The organism is Pseudomonas sp. Z8(2022), from assembly GCF_025837155.1.
Taxonomy (GTDB): Bacteria; Pseudomonadota; Gammaproteobacteria; order Pseudomonadales; family Pseudomonadaceae; genus Aquipseudomonas.
The window spans coordinates 3,442,217-3,459,154 of the sequence record NZ_CP107549.1; the positions used below are offsets into that span (position 1 = coordinate 3,442,217).

General features: G+C 61.6%; 18 protein-coding genes. 11 read left to right on the forward strand and 7 right to left on the reverse strand.

Translation table 11 applies throughout. The features are described from left to right. Positions 1 to 33: 33 nt before the first annotated feature. The gene (trxB, locus tag OEG79_RS16490; protein WP_264146035.1) at positions 34 to 978 is read right to left on the reverse strand and encodes a thioredoxin-disulfide reductase; all 945 of its coding nucleotides are present in this window, start codon (positions 976 to 978) and stop codon (positions 34 to 36) included. A 256-nt stretch (positions 979 to 1,234) separates the two neighbouring features. Between trxB and cysZ the strand changes: the two genes are divergently transcribed. Next, positions 1,235 to 1,999, forward strand: coding sequence for a sulfate transporter CysZ (gene cysZ / locus OEG79_RS16495; RefSeq protein WP_264146036.1), 765 nt, complete (start codon positions 1,235 to 1,237; stop codon positions 1,997 to 1,999). On the opposite strand, the gene OEG79_RS16500 is transcribed toward cysZ, so the two are convergent. Beyond that, positions 1,973 to 3,082 carry an SRPBCC family protein gene (locus OEG79_RS16500; protein ID WP_264146037.1) on the reverse strand — a complete coding sequence of 370 codons (1,110 nt, stop codon included), beginning with the start codon at positions 3,080 to 3,082 and terminating at the stop codon, positions 1,973 to 1,975. The genes cysZ and OEG79_RS16500 overlap by 27 nt on opposite strands. A gap of 80 nt (positions 3,083 to 3,162) precedes the next feature. On the opposite strand from OEG79_RS16500, the gene OEG79_RS16505 reads away from it, so the two are divergent. Beyond that, on the forward strand, positions 3,163 to 4,071 hold the full coding sequence (locus OEG79_RS16505) for a LysR family transcriptional regulator (protein WP_264146038.1): 909 nt from the start codon (positions 3,163 to 3,165) through the stop codon (positions 4,069 to 4,071). Positions 4,072 to 4,330: 259 nt separating this feature from the next. On the opposite strand, the gene OEG79_RS16510 is transcribed toward OEG79_RS16505, so the two are convergent. From OEG79_RS16510 to rluD, 4 genes are all read right to left on the reverse strand, one after another. After that, positions 4,331 to 5,440 carry an NADH:flavin oxidoreductase gene (locus tag OEG79_RS16510; protein WP_264146039.1) on the reverse strand — a complete coding sequence of 370 codons (1,110 nt, stop codon included), beginning with the start codon at positions 5,438 to 5,440 and terminating at the stop codon, positions 4,331 to 4,333. Between the two features lie 26 nt (positions 5,441 to 5,466). Then, positions 5,467 to 6,069, reverse strand: a complete 603-nt coding sequence (locus tag OEG79_RS16515) for a TetR/AcrR family transcriptional regulator (protein WP_413247517.1) — start codon at positions 6,067 to 6,069, stop codon at positions 5,467 to 5,469. Between the two features lie 100 nt (positions 6,070 to 6,169). Further along, positions 6,170 to 6,901: a peptidoglycan editing factor PgeF gene (gene pgeF, locus OEG79_RS16520; protein WP_264146041.1), complete on the reverse strand. Its 732-nt coding sequence runs from the start codon at positions 6,899 to 6,901 to the stop codon at positions 6,170 to 6,172. Beyond that, on the reverse strand, positions 6,898 to 7,872 hold the full coding sequence (gene rluD, locus OEG79_RS16525; RefSeq protein ID WP_264146042.1) for a 23S rRNA pseudouridine(1911/1915/1917) synthase RluD: 975 nt from the start codon (positions 7,870 to 7,872) through the stop codon (positions 6,898 to 6,900). Before rluD ends, pgeF begins: the two co-directional genes overlap by 4 nt. A gap of 353 nt (positions 7,873 to 8,225) precedes the next feature. Between rluD and OEG79_RS16530 the strand changes: the two genes are divergently transcribed. The 4 genes from OEG79_RS16530 to OEG79_RS16545 all read left to right on the forward strand — a co-directional run bounded on the left by OEG79_RS16530 (position 8,226) and on the right by OEG79_RS16545 (position 12,573). Next, positions 8,226 to 9,218, forward strand: a complete 993-nt coding sequence (locus OEG79_RS16530; protein WP_264146043.1) for an outer membrane protein assembly factor BamD — start codon at positions 8,226 to 8,228, stop codon at positions 9,216 to 9,218. 193 nt (positions 9,219 to 9,411) lie between these two features. Further along, positions 9,412 to 9,648, forward strand: coding sequence for a PP0621 family protein (locus OEG79_RS16535; protein ID WP_264146044.1), 237 nt, complete (start codon positions 9,412 to 9,414; stop codon positions 9,646 to 9,648). Then, positions 9,638 to 11,230, forward strand: coding sequence for a sensor histidine kinase (locus tag OEG79_RS16540; RefSeq protein WP_264146045.1), 1,593 nt, complete (start codon positions 9,638 to 9,640; stop codon positions 11,228 to 11,230). The genes OEG79_RS16535 and OEG79_RS16540 overlap by 11 nt, the downstream gene beginning before the upstream one ends. A 2-nt stretch (positions 11,231 to 11,232) precedes the next feature. Then, positions 11,233 to 12,573, forward strand: coding sequence for a sigma-54-dependent transcriptional regulator (locus OEG79_RS16545; RefSeq protein ID WP_264146046.1), 1,341 nt, complete (start codon positions 11,233 to 11,235; stop codon positions 12,571 to 12,573). A 12-nt stretch (positions 12,574 to 12,585) separates the two neighbouring features. Here the strand turns inward: OEG79_RS16545 and thiO are convergent, their stop codons facing one another. After that, on the reverse strand, positions 12,586 to 13,686 hold the full coding sequence (thiO, locus tag OEG79_RS16550; protein ID WP_264146047.1) for a glycine oxidase ThiO: 1,101 nt from the start codon (positions 13,684 to 13,686) through the stop codon (positions 12,586 to 12,588). An 83-nt stretch (positions 13,687 to 13,769) separates the two neighbouring features. Here thiO and OEG79_RS16555 point away from each other — a divergent pair, with 83 nt between their 5' ends. From OEG79_RS16555 to OEG79_RS16575, 5 genes are all read left to right on the forward strand, one after another. Then, a complete protein-coding gene (locus OEG79_RS16555; protein WP_264146048.1) occupies positions 13,770 to 14,273 on the forward strand; it encodes a GspH/FimT family protein in 504 nt (167 codons plus the stop codon). 143 nt (positions 14,274 to 14,416) lie between these two features. Continuing rightward, complete coding sequence (locus tag OEG79_RS16560; RefSeq protein ID WP_264146049.1) at positions 14,417 to 14,899, forward strand: GspH/FimT family pseudopilin; 483 nt, start codon at positions 14,417 to 14,419, stop codon at positions 14,897 to 14,899. Positions 14,900 to 14,907: 8 nt separating this feature from the next. Continuing rightward, the gene (gene pilV / locus OEG79_RS16565) at positions 14,908 to 15,465 is read left to right on the forward strand and encodes a type IV pilus modification protein PilV (RefSeq protein WP_264146050.1); all 558 of its coding nucleotides are present in this window, start codon (positions 14,908 to 14,910) and stop codon (positions 15,463 to 15,465) included. Beyond that, positions 15,462 to 16,310 (forward strand): PilW family protein, encoded by an 849-nt coding sequence (locus OEG79_RS16570; protein ID WP_264146051.1) that lies wholly within the window; start codon positions 15,462 to 15,464, stop codon positions 16,308 to 16,310. The genes pilV and OEG79_RS16570 overlap by 4 nt, the downstream gene beginning before the upstream one ends. Further along, positions 16,307 to 16,933, forward strand: coding sequence for a PilX N-terminal domain-containing pilus assembly protein (locus OEG79_RS16575; protein ID WP_264146052.1), 627 nt, complete (start codon positions 16,307 to 16,309; stop codon positions 16,931 to 16,933). Before OEG79_RS16570 ends, OEG79_RS16575 begins: the two co-directional genes overlap by 4 nt. Positions 16,934 to 16,938 lie beyond the last annotated feature (5 nt).

The following is a 16,938-nucleotide window of genomic DNA, read 5'->3' on the forward strand; positions in this document are numbered from 1 at the left end:
TCGCGATAACGGGCCCTGCCCCACGGCCTGCGCTCAGAGCCCGTCGAGATAACGCTCCACATCCAGTGCCGCCATGCAGCCGGCACCGGCTGAGGTAATCGCCTGGCGGTAGACCGAGTCGGCGACATCGCCGGCGGCGAACACCCCAGGGATGCTGGTCGCGGTGGCATTTCCCTCACGCCCGCCGTTGACCACCAGGTACCCGCCCTTCAGCGCCAGCTGGCCTTCGAACAGACTGGTATTGGGCGTATGGCCGATGGCGACGAACAGGCCATCGACCTTCAGCTCGCGATAAGCACCGCCATATTGCTTCAGACGCACACCGGTCACGCCGCTGGCGTCGCCCAGCACTTCGTCGATCTCGGCATTGAGCTGCAGCTCGATCCTGCCCTCGGCCACGCGCTCCTGCAGTTTGTTCTGCAGGATCTTCTCGGCGCGAAAGGCATTGCGACGATGAATCAGGGTGACCTTGCTGGCGATATTGGCCAGGTACAACGCCTCTTCCACCGCGGTATTGCCGCCACCGACCACTGCTACCTCACGGCCGCGATAGAAGAAACCATCGCAGGTCGCACACGCAGAAACGCCACGCCCCATGAACGCCTCTTCACTGGGCAGGCCCAGATAGCGTGCGCTGGCACCGGTGGCGATGATCAGCGCATCGCAGTTGTAGGTGGCGCTGTCACCGATCAGGGTGAACGGCTTGCCGGCCAGGTCCACGGCATTGATGTGATCGAAGACGATCTCGGTCTCGAAGCGCTCGGCATGCTCCTGCATGCGCTGCATCAGCGCCGGGCCGGTGAGCCCGTGCGGGTCGCCCGGCCAATTGTCCACCTCGGTGGTGGTGGTCAGCTGACCGCCAGCCTGAAGGCCGGTGATCAGCAGCGGTTTCAGATTGGCGCGCGCCGCGTAGACGGCAGCGCTGTAGCCCGCCGGGCCGGAGCCCAGGATGATGACGCGGGCGTAACGAACGGTCATCGCTAACTCCTTGTCGGCCCGGAGGCCGGCAGGTCGGATAAAAAGGGACTCTCGAAGCGCTAGGGGAAGGCTTGAAGGGTGAGAGCCCCGCAAAAGAAAGCTGTGCGCAAGGCTATCGAGGCCGCCGGGCCAGCGGAAATATCCATTACCAATTCCGCGAATAGAATCCGGCTATGACTGCCCGCTGCATCTCTGAACTTTCACCGCGCCAGCGAAGTCGGTATGGTCGCGCGCATCAACCACTCAGGAGATCGCCATGCCCGCCGCTCCCGTTCTCTCCGGCCCGCAATATCTGCGCGAAGGCCTGAGGCTGGTCCTCAGCCCCGGCCTGCGCCTGTTCGTTCTGCTGCCGCTGGCGGTCAATCTGATCCTGTTCATCACCCTGATCGGCTTCGCCGTGCAGCAGTTCAGTAGCTGGGTCGACACCTTCATGCCCACCCTACCGGGCTGGCTGAGTTTTCTGCAGTACATCCTCTGGCCACTGTTCGTGGTGCTGGTGCTGCTGATGGTGTTCTTCACCTTTACCCTGCTGGCCAACATCATCGCCGCCCCGTTCAACGGCTTTCTTGCGGAGAAGGTCGAGGTGGTGGCGCGCGGCGAGGACCACTTCCCGCCATTCAGCTGGGGGGAACTGGCGGCCATGGTGCCGCGCACCATGGGCCGCGAGATGCGCAAGCTGGCCTACTTCCTGCCCCGCGCCATCGGCCTGCTGATCCTCAGCTTCATCCCTGTGGTGAACCTGGTCGCCGCGCCGCTGTGGCTGCTGTTCGGCGTGTGGATGATGGCCGTGCAGTACATCGACTACCCGGCCGACAACAACAAGATGAGCTGGCAGGACATGCTCGCCTGGCTGCGCGAAAAGCGCTGGCAGAGCCTGAGTTTCGGCGGCATCACCTACGCCGCGCTGCTGGTGCCCGGTCTGAACATCCTGATGATGCCGGCCGCAGTGGCCGGCGCCACGCTGTTCTGGGTGCGCGAGCGTGGCGAGCTGGCGTTAAGTACGCGCAAGGACGTCGCGTAAGGCCTGCATGGAGGCCAACGACTCACGTTCGACGCGCCGCCTCAACAACAGGTAATTGGCCAGGCGCATCAGGCCGTTATCGAAGCCATACTCGAGGGTGCGCACAAACTCGCAGCCATTCTTGAGCCCTACGCACTCGTAAGTCAGCAGCAGCTGCAGGCCATTGTCGCCGCGCGCGCTGGCCTGCCAGCGCCGGGCTGGCTGATAGTCCAGCACGTCCCAGCGCAGATGCCCGGGACGACCGCCGGCATGAATGTCCTCCTCGAAGCCCTCACCGGCTAACAGCGCACCCTCGCGCCCATAGATGCGCAGCGACGACGGATGCCATTCGGGCCAGTGACAGGGTGCAGCGGCATATTCCAGAACCTGCTCGGCCGGCAGATCGATGCGGATGCGGTGCTGCTGACGATTCTGCTGATGAGTCGGCTCAGGCTCCCAGTGCAGCGTCCCGTACAACCAGTCCATGAGCGGATGAACGATGCCGAAGTTGCGCGAGTGCATCAGTTCACGACGATGATGCAGTGCATGCAGACGGCGCATCTGGCGAATCCACGGCAAGCGCGAAACAGGATGTTCGGCCGGCAGATGCTCACAGGCATGCACCACTTCGTAAGTCATGTAACCCAGCAGCATGCTGCCGGCGAACAGCCCGGCGAGGTTGCCGTCGAGCTGAGACAGCAGCCACCAGGCGGCGAAGGTAGGCAGGCTGAACAGCACGATGAGCCAGGCCGGGAACAGGATCACCCGCCAGTCACGCGGCGTTTCGTAGGGCATCAGCGTCTCGACGAAGAAGCTGTGGTGATCGCCGGTATGGCGTTTGTAGAAGAGTTTGCCGAAGCGCGTCTTGTTGTGCCCGAGGCGCTTGTGCACCTGATACTCGCCCCAGCTGAAGAACACCAGCGTGGCCGGCACCAGCAGCCATTGCCAGGGAGCCACGGACTCCAGCGTGCTCCACAGCCAGACGATGCAGAGCAGGCCGTAGGTCTGCACGAATACAGCGTGCAGCCAGGGGTTGTACAGCGGGTGGATACCAGCCCGGTAATCGCTACGAAAAGCCTGGGCATTGTCATTGTTGTAGGCCATGGCGTTCTCCTGTGGATTGACAGCAGTCTAGGCCCGGCCTAAATCATTTGAATAATGGATATTTGAAAAGAGCATTATTCATGATCTCGAATTTACGCCAGCTCGATCTCAATCTTCTGCTGGTCTTCGATGCCCTGATGCAGGAGGGCAATCTGACCCGCGCCGCTGAGCGCCTGCACCTGAGCCAGTCGACGGTGAGCAACGCCCTCGCCCGCCTGCGTCAACAGCTGGGCGAAGAATTGTTCCTGCGACACGCGCGGGGCATGTCTCCGACCGCACGCGCCACGGCGCTCTACCCACCCGTGCGCCAGGCGCTGCAGCTGCTGCAGTCTGGCCTGAGCCCGGCGGAGCCTTTCAATGTGCAGGCGCCGCACACATTCAACCTGTCACTCAATGACTACGCTCAGGCCGCATTGCTGCCGATACTGCAGGCGCATCTGGCGCAGGTCGCGCCGCTGGTCGAGGTCGTGGCACACGGCGACGATGCCGACAATCTGCTCACACGTCTGGAAAACGGCGCTCTGGACGCGGCCATCGACTACCTGCACTTCGATTCGCCCGACCTGCACTATTCCCCATTGCGCGAAGAGGCGCTGGTCGTAATCGGGCGCAAGGATCATCCCGCCTTCACCGGAGGACTGCAGCTCAGGGATTACCAGCAGGCGCGCCATGTGATCGTGACGCCACGCGCGGGACGGGGTTCGCCGCTGGAAATCGTGCTCGGCTCGGCCAAGGTCAGACGCCAGGCAGCGCTGCACCTGCCCAACTACCTGCCGATTCCCGCCATCGTCGCCCGAACCGAACTGCTCGGCACCGTACCGGCACGTCTGGCGAAAACCTTCGCAGCACTGTTCGAACTGCAGGTGGCAGCGCTGCCCTTCGACATGCCTGCGGTGCAGATCAGCTTGATCTGGCATCGCCAGCAACAGCACGACCCGGCGCATATCTGGCTGCGCGAACAGCTTCACGCCCTGCTCGCAGACCTGTAAACGCCGCCAGAATGCCACCCTCACTGCATGGCCCGGACTGGCACCGCGTGCATGAACGCTGCGTCTATGCGCGTCGCGCTGATCGGCCAACAGCGATGCAACATCAGGCAGCCCATCTGCCTGAGCAGCGAGCCTTCCGGCAGGGCGAGTGACATCCGCCTTGCCAGTACATCCAGGCAAAACATGCAGACATAAAAAAGCCCCGATGTGCCGGGGCTAAAAACGGGGCGTCGGTTCGCGACGCCCTTCAATCACTGGCTCAGACCAGCGAAGTCAGCGCCTCGCGGCTGAACGGCAGGATGTCCTGCTCACGCCCTTCACGCACCTTCAGCGCCCAGTCCGGGTCGACCAGCAGGGCACGCCCCACTGCCACCAGGTCGAACTCCTCCTTGTTCAGGCGTTCGAGCAGGTTCTCGATGCTGGCCGGCTCGGCCACCTTGTCGGTCTTGACCATGAACTGCAGGAACTCGCCATCCAGCCCGACGCTGCCGACAGTGATGGTCGGCTTGCCAGTCAGCTTGCGCGTCCAGCCGGCCAGATTGAGGTCGCTGCCTTCGAATTCCGGCTCCCAGAAACGACGGGTCGAGCAATGGAAGATGTCCACGCCGGCCTCGGACAAAGGCTTGAGGAAGGCCTCCAGCTGCTCCGGAGTCTGTACCAGGCGTGCGCTGTAGTCCTGCTGTTTCCACTGCGAGAAGCGCAGGATGATCGGGAAGTCCGGACCAACCGCAGCGCGCACGGCCTGAATCAGCTCGATGGCGAAACGCGAACGCGCCGCCAGGTCACCGCCGTACTGGTCGGTACGCTGGTTGCTGCCCTCCCAGAAGAACTGGTCGATCAGGTAGCCGTGGGCACCATGGATCTCCACGCCATCCATGCCGATGGCCTTGGCGTCGCGCACAGCCTGGGCGAAGGCGGCGATCACCTCATCGATGTCGGCCTGGGTCATGCCGTGCACGACCACTTCGCCATCCTTGAGCTTCTCCATCGGGCCATAGCCCGGAACACTGGCGTCCGGCTCGGTGCCAAGGCGACGCACGTTGCCCACGTGCCAGAGCTGCGGCACGATCTTGCCACCTTCGGCATGCACGGCGTCGACCACCTGCTTCCAGCCGGCCAGGGCATCATCGCCATAAAAGCGCGGCACGTTCGGGTAGCCATTGGCGGCCTTGTGGCCGACGGTGGTGCCCTCGGTGATGATCAGGCCCACGCCGGCAGCAGCGCGACGGCGGTAGTACTCGACGACCTTGGCGTTGGGCACGCCACCGGGCGAGAAGGAACGGGTCATCGGTGCCATGACCACACGGGTCGGCAGCTCCAGGTTACCGAGGCGGAACGGGGCGAACAGGGCTTGAACGGGAGCGCTCATCATCTTTCCTCTGGGTTGAACGGTAATCAGGCCTGCAGCAAACGCTCCAGGCGGGTGACGAAAGCTTCCAGCGGCTGCAGAGTGCGGCCCACCTTGAGGCGGGCGAGCACGCCCTGCCAGGCGTCGCTGATAAAGGTGGCGAGGTTGCCGCAGTCTTCGTCGGCCGGCAGTTCACCGGCCGCCTGCGCCTGCTCCAGACAGTCACGCAGAATGTCCACAGACGCCTGCTGGATGGCCGCAACCTCGGCACCGATCGCCGGCAGCATCTCGCTCATCTCGAAACTCAGGCTGCCGATGAAGCAGTGGTACTGCGGCGTGTCCTGGCGGGCGAAATGCGCCAGCAGATCGCGGTAGTAAGCGAGGATGCGTGCACGCGGGCTCAACGCCGGCTCGTTCAGCGCCTGGGCATAACGCGCCAGGCGTGGCCGATAGATGAAGGCCAGCGCCTGCAGGGCGAAGTCTTCCTTGCTGGCGAAGTAGTGATAGAAGCTACCCTTGGGAATCCCGGCCGCCTGGACGATTTCCAGCACACCGGTGCCGTGATAGCCGCGCCGGGTCATCACCGCGGCGCCCTTGCTCAGGATCAGGTCGCGCTTGTCGAGTCGAGTGCTGTTCATGGCGACGAGCATATGACCGGTCGTCTCGCTCGGCACAGCACTATTGATAACGGTGATCGGGAGTTAGAACGCCCACGCCATCACCGACCGAAGCGGGTTACACCGCCGAAACTCAGGGCTGCAGCCAGATCAGCGAGGCGAAACGCCCGGTGCGGGCGCTACGGCGATAGGAGTAGAAACGCGGGTCGTTGTAGGTACACAGGCCACCACCACTGACGGCAGTCACGCCCCTGGCCGCCAGGCGAATGCGCGCCAGCTGGTAGATATCGGCCATGAACTTGCCGGCGTTGATGCTGGGCACGAATGCATCGGCAGCCTCGGCATGCTGCTGCACGAAGGCCTCGCGCACCTCGGCGCCCACCTCGAATGCCTGCGGACCGATGGCCGGGCCGAGCCAGACCAGCAGGTCCTGCGGGGCGACGTCCAACGCCTTGACGGTCGCTTCCAGCACGCCACCGGCCAAACCGCGCCAGCCGGCATGCGCCGCTGCCACACGGGTACCGGCACGGTCGCAAAACAGCGCCGGCAGGCAGTCGGCGGTCATGGCCGTGCAGGCGATACCGGGCGTGCTCGTCCAGTTGCCGTCGGCCTCGATGATCACGGCAGGATCAGCCGGCGCCACAACGATGCCATGCACCTGACGCATCCAGGCGGGCCGGCACCCGAGCGCATCGACCAATTGGGCACGATTGCTCGCCACCGCTGCCGGATCATCGTCGACATGATCGCCGAGATTGAAGGTGTCGAACGGTGCGCTGCTGACCCCGCCGCTGCGCGTGGTGACGCAGGCGCGCACGTTGGCGGGCGCTGGCCAGTCGGGCGTCAGCCAGTCGTGAACACTCACCCGACGAAGGCCTCGCGGTCCTGACGCAACAGGGTCAGCAGCCAGACCAGATCATCCGGCAGCGGCGACTCCCACTTCATGCGCTTGCCAGTGGCCGGGTGATCCAGTTCGAGGAAGCGCGCATGCAGGGCCTGGCGCGGAAATTCCTTGAGGCTCTGCACCAGACTCGGGCTGGCCGCCGGCGGAATGCGGAAGCGCCCGGCGTAGACCGGATCGCCCACAAGTGGGTAACCGACATGGCTCATATGCACGCGAATCTGGTGGGTACGCCCGGTTTCCAGCTTGACCCGCACATGAGTGTGCGAGCGATAGCGCTCCAGCACCCGGTAATGAGTAATCGCTGGCTTGCCGCCATCGGTCACTGCCATGCGCTGACGCTGGCTGGAGCTGCGCCCGATCGGCGCATCGATGGTGCCGCCGGCGGTGATCACGCCGATGCTGATGCATTCATAGATGCGGCTGACCGTACGCTTCTGCAGCTGCTCGACCAGATTGGTCTGCGCCTGCAGGGTCTTGGCCACCACCATCAGGCCGGTGGTGTCCTTGTCCAGACGATGGACGATACCGGCACGCGGCACGTTGACGATATCCGGCACGTGATGCAGCAACGCGTTGAGCAGCGTGCCGTCGGCATGCCCCGCAGCCGGGTGCACCACAAGGCCTGCCGGCTTGTCGATCACCAACAGGTGTTCGTCTTCATAGACGATGTTCAGTTCGATGTCCTGGGCAATCCACTCGCCCTGCGCTTCCTGCTCGGCATCGAGCACCAGCGTCGAGCCGGCATGCACGGTGTCGCGCGGGCGCGCCACGGCACCATCGACGGTCAGGCGGCCTTCCCTGATCCAGCTGGAGAGACGCGAACGGGAGTACTCGTCAAACAACTGCGCAGCCACCTGGTCGAGGCGTTGGCCGCCCTGTTCGAAGGGGACGACGGCCTGGAGTTGGATCAATTGCTTGTCTATAGAAGTCATCTTCAGAACCAGTTCAAAGTTTGCTGCGCGTTGGCCCTGCTGCGTTGAAAACAGGCTCAGAACGTCGCTTGCGGCTAACGCACTTCAGTGCGGCCCCTATAGGGGCGAGCGAAGCGAGTCATGCTCAATTACCGCTCGTACAGTCGAAGGCGACTCCGACCGATCCTCACTGTTTTGCCTTGCATTGCTCTAGCTCGCGAAACGTTGAACAGGCACTTAGGCAACGGCGGGAGCCTGGCCTTTGGTTTCGGCGACAGGCTTGTGGTTAAATACGGCGTCTTTGCCCCAGGGTTTTCCGGGGGCGCTCATCATAACAGGACGGCCGCGCGGCCGTCACAGGGACGCAAGCCGCCATGCAAGTGAAACACCTGCTGCTGATCGCCATCCTCGCCCTTACCGCCGCCTGCTCTTCCAAGCAGCCGGAGGTCGATGAAAACCTCAGCGAGGTGGAGCTGTACCAGCAGGCTCAGGCCGACCTGGACAACCGCAGCTACACCCAGGCCATCTCCAAGCTCAAGGCGCTTGAATCGCGCTATCCCTTCGGTCGCTATGCCGAGCAGGCGCAGCTGGAGCTGATCTACGCGTACTACAAGAATGCCGAACCGGAAGCGGCCAAGTCCTCTGCCGAGCGCTTCATCCGCCTGCACCCGCAGCACGCCAATGTCGACTATGCCTACTACCTCAAGGGCCTGGCCTCGTTCGATCAGGACCGCGGTCTGCTGGCGCGCTTCCTGCCGCTGGACATGACCAAGCGTGACCCGGGCGCCGCGCGCGACTCCTACAACGAGTTCGCCCAGCTCACCAGCCGCTACCCGACCAGCCGCTACGCACCGGATGCCAAGCAGCGCATGATCTACCTGCGCAACCTGCTGGCCGCCTATGAAGTACACGTCGCCCACTACTACCTGACCCGCCAGGCCTACGTCGCCGCCGCCAACCGTGGCCGCTACGTGGTAGAGAACTTCCAGGAAACTCCGTCGGTCGGTGACGGTCTGGCGATCATGACCGAGGCCTATCAGCGTCTGGCGCTGGACGACCTGGCTGCCACCAGCCTGGAAACCCTCAAGCTCAACTATCCGGATCACCCGAGCCTGGAGAACGGCAAGTTCGTGCCGCGCGAGGAAGAGGCCGACAACCGTTCCTGGCTGGCCAAGGCCACCCTCGGCCTGATCGAAACCGACACACCGCTGCCGCCGGGCGAAACCCGCGCCAGCCAGGACGTGATTCGCCAGTACGAAGACGCCGAGCAGCAGATCCCGGCCGAACTGCAGCAGGATGCCAAGACCGGCGAAACCGCCAAGAAGCGCTCGATCTGGAGCCGTCTGACCTTCGGTCTGTTCGACTGATCGCAGCTGCCGGTGAAAAGGGAGGCCTCGGCCTCCCTTTTTATTGCCTGGCGTTTCCTGCCCCTCTGGCAAGAATGTGTCGCCCTGGGCGCAGATATAGCTCGGAAACAGCTCACAAGCTGCCCTGCGGATACTGTGCCGATGCCTTCGGCTTGGCTAAACTGCGGGCTTTAAATGAACAGAAGAGCACGATATGGGCCTTATTCGCCTGCTGTTCTGGATTGCCGTCATCTTTGCAGCGATCTGGATCTGGCGCCGCTTCATCAGCAACCCCAAGAGCACTGGCCCCGCCGAAGAAACAGCTGCGCCTATGGTGCGCTGCGCACATTGCGGCGTGCATGTCCCCAAACCCCTTGCCCTGAGCCAGGATCAGCAGTGGTACTGCAGCCAGGCCCATCTCGAACAAGGCCCACGCACCGGTGACCGCTGATCACAGTTTGCAAGGCGAAACCCAGGGGCGACGCATTTTCAGGCTCTATCATTTCTATCGCCTGAGCATCGGTCTGGCGCTGGTACTGCTGATCTCCAGCAACCTTGATGAGCAGCTTCTGGATGTGGTGCATATCGAGCTGTTTCGTACCGGCAGCTGGGTCTACCTGATCCTCAACATCCTCATTGCCGTACTGGTGCAACGCCCCAAGCACCTGATGCAGCTATTCAGCCTGGCGCTGGTGGATGTGATCTTTCTCTCCGCGCTGTTCTACGCAGCTGGCGGCACACCCAGCGGCATCGGCAACCTGCTGGTGGTGGCGGTGGCCATCGCCAATATCCTGCTTCGTGGCCGCATCGGCCTGCTGATCGCCGCCATTGCCGCAATGGCGCTGATCTACCTGACCTTCTATCTCAGCCTCAGCCGCCCCGCCGCTGCCGCCCAGTACGTGCAGGCCGGCGCCCTCGGCGCCCTATGCTTCGCCGGTGCGCTATTCATTCAAGGCATCACCCGCCGCCTGCGCCTGAGTGAAAGCCTGGCCGAGCAACGCGCGGCAGACGTCGCCAATCTGGAGGAGCTCAATGAACAGATCCTGCAGCGCATGCGTACCGGCATCCTGGTGCTCGACACGCAGCATCGTGTGCTGCTGGCCAACCAGGGCGCGACACAGCTGCTGGGCCGCAGCGAACTGACCGGCAAGATCATCGACCCGTACTGCCCCGAGCTGGTGAAGCGCCTGCAACAGTGGTTGCACAACCCGACCCTGCGCCCGGACAGCCTGCAGGCGCAGGTCGACGGGCCTATGCTGCAGCCCAGCTTCATCTCCCTGCAGCGCGGAGAAGAACAGCACATCCTGGTTTTTCTCGACGACATTTCGCAGATCGCCCAGCAGGCGCAACAGCTGAAACTGGCCTCGCTCGGCCGCCTGACCGCAGGCATCGCCCACGAAATCCGCAACCCGCTCGGTGCAATCAGCCACGCCGCGCAGCTGTTGCAGGAATCCGAAGATCTGCAAGGCCCCGATCAGCGCCTGGCGCAGATCATTCAGGATCACTCCAAGCGCATGAATCTGGTGATCGAGAACGTTCTGCAGCTCTCGCGCCGACGTCAGGCCGAGCCACAATTGCTGGACCTGAAGTACTGGCTGCACCGCTTCGCCAGCGAATTTCGCAGCTCGGCGCCGAGCGACCGGCAAATCCATCTGGAAACCCAGAGTGGCAGCCTGCAAACACGCATGGACCCCCATCAGCTGACCCAGGTGCTGACCAACCTGGTACAGAACGGCTTGCGCTACAGCGCGCAGAAACACCGGGTCGGCCAGGTCTGGCTGCGTCTGTTCCGCGACGAGTTCAGCGACCTGCCGGTGCTGGAGATTCTCGACGACGGCCCCGGCGTGCCGCCCGAGCAGGAGCAGCACATCTTCGAGCCCTTCTACACCACTGAAAACAAGGGCACCGGACTCGGCCTGTATATCTCCCGCGAGCTATGCCAGAGCAACCAGGCCCGCCTCGACTACAAACCTCGTGAAGGGGGCGGCAGCTGCTTCCGCATCACCTTCGCCCATCCGCGCAAACTGAGCTGAACATGAACCGTCAGAGAGCCCTGATCGTCGACGACGAACCCGATATCCGCGAACTGCTGGAAATCACCCTCGGACGCATGAAGCTGGATACCCGCAGCGCCCGCAACGTCAAGGAAGCACGCGAGTGGCTGGCGCGCGAGCCCTTCGACCTGTGCCTGACCGACATGCGCCTACCCGACGGCACCGGCCTGGATCTGGTGCAGTACATCCAGCAGCGCCATCCGCAAGTCCCCGTGGCAATGATCACCGCCTATGGCAGCCTGGATACCGCGATCAACTCGCTCAAGGCCGGAGCCTTCGACTTCCTCACCAAGCCGGTAGACCTCGGCCGGCTGCGCGAACTGGTCGCCACCGCTCTGCGCATTCGCTCCCCCGAAGGAGAAGAAACTCCGGTCGACAGCCGCCTGCTCGGCGACTCCCCGCCGATGAAGTCCCTGCGCAAGCAGATTCAGAAACTTTCGCGCAGCCAGGCGCCGGTCTACATCAGTGGCGAATCGGGCAGCGGCAAGGAATTGGTGGCCCGTCTGATCCACGAACAGGGTCCTCGCGTCGAGCAGCCCTTCGTCCCGGTCAACTGCGGCGCCATCCCCTCGGAGCTGATGGAGAGCGAGTTCTTCGGTCACAAGAAAGGCAGCTTCACCGGCGCCATCGAAGACAAGCAGGGCCTATTCCAGGCAGCCAATGGTGGCACCCTGTTCCTCGACGAAGTCGCCGACCTGCCGCTGCCGATGCAGGTGAAGCTGCTGCGCGCCATCCAGGAAAAGGCCGTGCGTGCGGTCGGTGGTCAGCAGGAAGTGGTGGTCGATGTACGCATCCTCTGCGCCACCCACAAGGACCTGGCCGCCGAAGTCGCCGCCGGGCGTTTCCGACAGGACCTCTACTATCGCCTCAACGTCATCGAACTGCGCGTACCGCCACTGCGCGAGCGCCGCGAGGACATCGCCCAGTTGGCCGAGGTGATGCTCGCGCGCCTGGCCGAAGGCACCGGCCTTGCAGCAGCCAAACTGCACCCCGACGCACTGGAAAAACTGAAGAACTATCGCTTCCCGGGCAATGTGCGCGAGCTGGAAAACATGCTCGAACGCGCCTACACCCTGTGCGAGGACGATCAGATCACTCCGAACGATCTGCGCCTGGCCGACGCCAGCGGTCCCGGTAACGAAAGTGGCGAAGCCAGCCTGGCGCAGATCGACAACCTCGAGGACTACCTCGAGGACATCGAACGCAAGCTGATCATGCAGGCATTGGAAGAAACCCGCTGGAACCGCACCGCCGCGGCCCAGCGCCTGGGCCTGACCTTCCGCTCAATGCGTTATCGCCTGAAGAAGCTGGGCATCGACTGACGCCTTGCCCCGTCAGCGCCCCAGACGCCCCGCTGGGGCATAGGGCGCTGGATCGATGATCGGCTCACGCCCCAGCATCAGATCGGCCAGCAGTTGGCAGGATGCCGGCGCCAGCACCAAGCCATTGCGGAAATGTCCGCAGTTGAGCCAGAGCCCGGGGTGCGAGGAAACCTCGCCGATAAAGGGAATACCTTCCGGTGAGCCAGGCCGCAAACCGGCCCAATGCCCTACCACTTCGGCGTCCCGGAGCGCAGGCAGCAGCTCCTCGGCCGAAGCCTTGAGGCTTGCCAGCGCGTTATCGGTCGGCGTCTTGTCGAATCCGGCGTACTCCAGCGTGCTGCCGACCAGGATATGTCCATCCTTGCGCGGAATCGCATAACGCCCCTTGGCCAATACCATGCTCGGCAGAAAATCCTCGGCACACTTGTAGAGAATCATCTCCCCCTTCACCGGCTCGACCGGTAACTCCAGCCCAAGCGTATTGAGCAACGCTCCACTCCAGGCACCGGCAGCGAGCACTACGCGATCAGCGCGAATCTCTCCATCCGCCGTGGTCACGCCACGAATCTGCCCGTCCTCCTGGATAAACCCGGTAACCGCGCAATGCTCACGCACATCCACATTCGGCATGGCTGCCAAAGCCGCTCGCAGCGCCTTGACCAAGCGCGGGTTACGCACATTGGCCACCCCCGGCATATGGATGGCCTGCTCAAAACCACCTCCCAGCACGGGCACGTCCCTATAGACCTCCGCGATATCCACCGACCGGAGCGGACGCCCTTCGCGCTCTGCCCACACCAGGGCTTCGCCCTCGTCATCCAGATCAAGCCAGTACAGCCCTGTGACATGCACTTCGGGATCGATACCCGTCTCGTCCAGCAACCGCTGACCAAAGCCCGGATAGAAGTCCTGTGACCAATGCGCCAGCGCCGTCACCGCGGCGCTGTAGCGCCAGGGGTAGAGCGGAGAAACAATGCCGCCGCCGGCCCAGGAGGATTCCTGACCTGTAGAGCCAGCCTCCAGCAATTGCACCGAGGCCCCGCTTCGTGCAAGCGATAACGTGGAGAGCATGCCAATCGCTCCGCCCCCAACAATCAGAAAATCCTTCGACATCAAACCTCCGCCTTGCCCTTTTCATATTGAAGGTCTACACCTTTCAACACCAGGACGGTAAACATACATACAAGGATGTGGATATGCGCCATTCCCAGCAATTGGCCTTCAGCTTGGCCGAGCTCCTCATAGCCCTCCTAGTGCTTGCCATTCTGGCGAGCATCACAGTTCCGCAAATCAATCAGCTGGTCGAAAAGGACCGACAACAGGCCTCAGGGGACTTGCTACTTCGGAACTTGGAAAACGCCAGAGCCAGAGCAATTGCCGAGAAAAGAGCAGTGCTAGTCTGCCCCTCATCCAGCGTCGAATGCGCAGAAGATTGGAACGAGGGCTGGATCCTGAAGTCACCGTCAACCGACGAAATACTGAGCCGCGACAAGCTCTCCGAACTTGACGGCACACTGCACTGGACGGGATACCGGAAAATCATTCTATTCAGAAGCGACGGCACCAGCCCCACGGGTAATGGCCGCTTTTTCCTATGCACGCAGCAGGGTCTGGCGTGGCAATTGATCATTAACCGACAGGGCCGTATTCGACGGTCGGACTTCAAGGAAGATATGAACGAGGCCCACCGCTGCAACTGACCAACGACACGGCGTGAACTGGTCCACATTACCACGCAGCGGACAACCGGCCGTCTCTTCAGAAAAACCAACCGTCCCGCCGCACAGGACTTCCATCGCTCATATCGGCCATCATCCACTCAAAGTTATGAGTGGAGTCAGTCATGCGAGGCAAAGCGGCAACCGGCGGATTCACCCTGGTCGAGTTGATGATCGTCATCGCGCTGATCGCTATCGTGGCGATGATCGCAATGCCGAATTTTACCGACATGATCGAGCGTAATCGCCTGCAGAGCCAGGCAGAAGAACTCAGATCATTTCTTCTCTACGCCAGAGGCGAAGCTGTAACCCTGAAGTCAACCATTACGGTCGAGACCGATGACGCAGATCCTTGGGTTATTGAACGGGATGGCACTGCCATTCGCAAGCTTGAGCATAACCCTGAGCTGGTGACCATACGCTCGAGTGGAGAAACCATCACCTTCAGAAGCAACGGCACTGCGACCGCAGCGACGTTCACCGTCTGCCATGATGACGACCCCACCCGAGGGTACTTTCTGGAAATACAAGCCAGCGGCGCAACAAGCCTATATCTACAGGGGGAAAAGGATGCCAACCACACAGCTCTCGACAGCTGCACCTTGTGAGAATGCATATGAGCAATAACAAAGGTTTCAGCCTCATCGAGGTATTGGTCGCCCTCTTGCTGACCACTGTTGGCGTGCTCGGCATGGTTGCCTTGCAAGGACGCAGCATTCAGTACACACAGGATTCAGTTCAGCGCAACACGGCCGTTTCGCTGGCTAACGAGTTGATTGAAATAGCTCGGGCAAATCCGCAAGCGCTTTACAACTCACCGGCCCCGAAGTTCCCGATCAACAGCGGAATGAAAGAAGACTCTCTCTTTTACAAAGAGAAAGGCGAAGACTTCGCAGACCGAGAAGCGTGCGTCACCAGCACAACACGCCTTGCCGAAACACCGAAAGAGCAGCGCGACTGCTGGGCCGACAAGGTCGAAGCGATGCTGCCTGGCGGAGCCACAGTATTCGAGAGCGAGTCCAGCATCTGCCGCAGCTCAACCCCTGGCGACTGTGACGGTGCAGGCTCCATGCTCGAAATTCGCCTCGCCTGGCAGGTGCGTGACGGCGCCTGCCTAAATGCTGATGACCCGGACTCCACCGTATGCACCTACACCGTTAGGGTAGAACCATGAATACAGTTAAACGCCAGTTCGGTCTGTCACTCATCGAGCTGATGATTGCCCTGGCCATAAGCAGCCTGCTAATCCTCGGCATTACTCAAGTCTACATCGACAACAAGCGCAATTACGTATTCCAGCAAAGCCAGGCAGGTAACCTGGAAAACAGCCGCTTTGCTTCCTTGATGATCAATGAATACCTGGGGAAAGCCGGGTACAGACGAGATCCCGTAATCCTGGTGGAAGAAGCCTTTCCTAGCAGAAATGCTGGTGGTGATTGCCAGGCTTTTGGTGCTGGTCATTCCATCACCGGGTTGGATCCGAGCGTGGGCAGAGGTTTTTGCATCCGCTACCAGCCGCAGACCAGCGGTGAACTGGATTGTCAGGGGGCAGCCAGCGCGGCATTTGATGACGATGTGGCCTTTTCATCTCCGCCTGCATCAAGCCTGATAATACTGGCATTCAAGTATGAGCCCAGCACCGACAACGATCTGCCCAACGGCCGCCTGCTTTGCAAGAGCCTTAATGTTTCGTCCCCACAGTATGGGGAGTTACTTCGCGGAATTGCGGACATGCGTCTGGACTTTGGAGTGGGCGCCTCCGATCTCCTGGAAAAAGAAGTCACTAGTTATATTCCTCAGGCAGATTGGACAGCTACGGCTGGCTCAATTCGAAGCGTACGTTACTCCCTGCTGATGGCCAGTCGAAGTAGCCAACGCGATAGTGATGATTCAAAAATTCTCGACGACTGGCTGGCAACTGCGACCGAGGATGAGAAGACACGCTTGCAGACAGCGGATAGCCGCCGCCTATATCAAGTAACAAGTAGCACGCAGACAGTCAGGAACCTCATGCCATGAGAGCCATCACCTATCAAAAACAAAGAGGTGCAGTTCTGTTCATCGCCCTCATCATGCTGCTTGTACTGACATTACTTGCGATCAACAGCATGCGCGGGGTGACCCTGGAAACACGCATCACTGCCAATCGCGCTCAGGAGACAAAACTTATCAACGTCGCCGACGCCGCTTTGCGTGAGGCCGAGTTTCGTTACTACGGGCCGGGTAATATTCGCGACAAACTAGAACCAAAAGCCGCCAACTGCAGTACGAACAACACACTGAACGTCAATGGCATCAATAAACCATGCCTTCTTGCCATACAAAACAGCAACCTCCTCGACTTCGTTAACAACCCGAAAGAGGCAAATGAAGACTACCTCGGCGACAGCTCATCAGGGGGCCTGCTCTGGATGCCTTATCGCGGAACCGACGCTCAAGCAAGCACACAGGCGAGCGCCCAAACAGACGCCCACTGGAACAGCATACGAGCAGGCGAAGCAGGTAACGCGGCAGTCAATGCCGAATACGGGATGGTTGCCGAAGGCCAGGGCACCTATTTCTACATGAACAATGGCAAGGCTGGAGAGGTTTTGTTCCTGCAGTCTACGAACGCCAACATCTACCTTGGTATCAACAACTGAGCACC

What these genes read in the sequence shown, in the direction of transcription:
- trxB (WP_264146035.1), bottom strand. Translation starts at nt 978, where the DNA reads ATGACCGTTCGTTACGCCCGCGTCATCATCCTGGGCTCCGGCCCGGCG.
- cysZ (WP_264146036.1), top strand. Translation starts at nt 1,235, where the DNA reads ATGCCCGCCGCTCCCGTTCTCTCCGGCCCGCAATATCTGCGCGAAGGC.
- OEG79_RS16500 (WP_264146037.1), bottom strand. Translation starts at nt 3,082, where the DNA reads ATGGCCTACAACAATGACAATGCCCAGGCTTTTCGTAGCGATTACCGG.
- OEG79_RS16505 (WP_264146038.1), top strand. Translation starts at nt 3,163, where the DNA reads ATGATCTCGAATTTACGCCAGCTCGATCTCAATCTTCTGCTGGTCTTC.
- OEG79_RS16510 (WP_264146039.1), bottom strand. Translation starts at nt 5,440, where the DNA reads ATGAGCGCTCCCGTTCAAGCCCTGTTCGCCCCGTTCCGCCTCGGTAAC.
- OEG79_RS16515 (WP_413247517.1), bottom strand. Translation starts at nt 6,069, where the DNA reads ATGCTCGTCGCCATGAACAGCACTCGACTCGACAAGCGCGACCTGATC.
- rluD (WP_264146042.1), bottom strand. Translation starts at nt 7,872, where the DNA reads ATGACTTCTATAGACAAGCAATTGATCCAACTCCAGGCCGTCGTCCCC.
- OEG79_RS16530 (WP_264146043.1), top strand. Translation starts at nt 8,226, where the DNA reads ATGCAAGTGAAACACCTGCTGCTGATCGCCATCCTCGCCCTTACCGCC.
- OEG79_RS16535 (WP_264146044.1), top strand. Translation starts at nt 9,412, where the DNA reads ATGGGCCTTATTCGCCTGCTGTTCTGGATTGCCGTCATCTTTGCAGCG.
- OEG79_RS16545 (WP_264146046.1), top strand. Translation starts at nt 11,233, where the DNA reads ATGAACCGTCAGAGAGCCCTGATCGTCGACGACGAACCCGATATCCGC.
- thiO (WP_264146047.1), bottom strand. Translation starts at nt 13,686, where the DNA reads ATGTCGAAGGATTTTCTGATTGTTGGGGGCGGAGCGATTGGCATGCTC.
- OEG79_RS16555 (WP_264146048.1), top strand. Translation starts at nt 13,770, where the DNA reads ATGCGCCATTCCCAGCAATTGGCCTTCAGCTTGGCCGAGCTCCTCATA.
- OEG79_RS16560 (WP_264146049.1), top strand. Translation starts at nt 14,417, where the DNA reads ATGCGAGGCAAAGCGGCAACCGGCGGATTCACCCTGGTCGAGTTGATG.
- pilV (WP_264146050.1), top strand. Translation starts at nt 14,908, where the DNA reads ATGAGCAATAACAAAGGTTTCAGCCTCATCGAGGTATTGGTCGCCCTC.
- OEG79_RS16570 (WP_264146051.1), top strand. Translation starts at nt 15,462, where the DNA reads ATGAATACAGTTAAACGCCAGTTCGGTCTGTCACTCATCGAGCTGATG.
- OEG79_RS16575 (WP_264146052.1), top strand. Translation starts at nt 16,307, where the DNA reads ATGAGAGCCATCACCTATCAAAAACAAAGAGGTGCAGTTCTGTTCATC.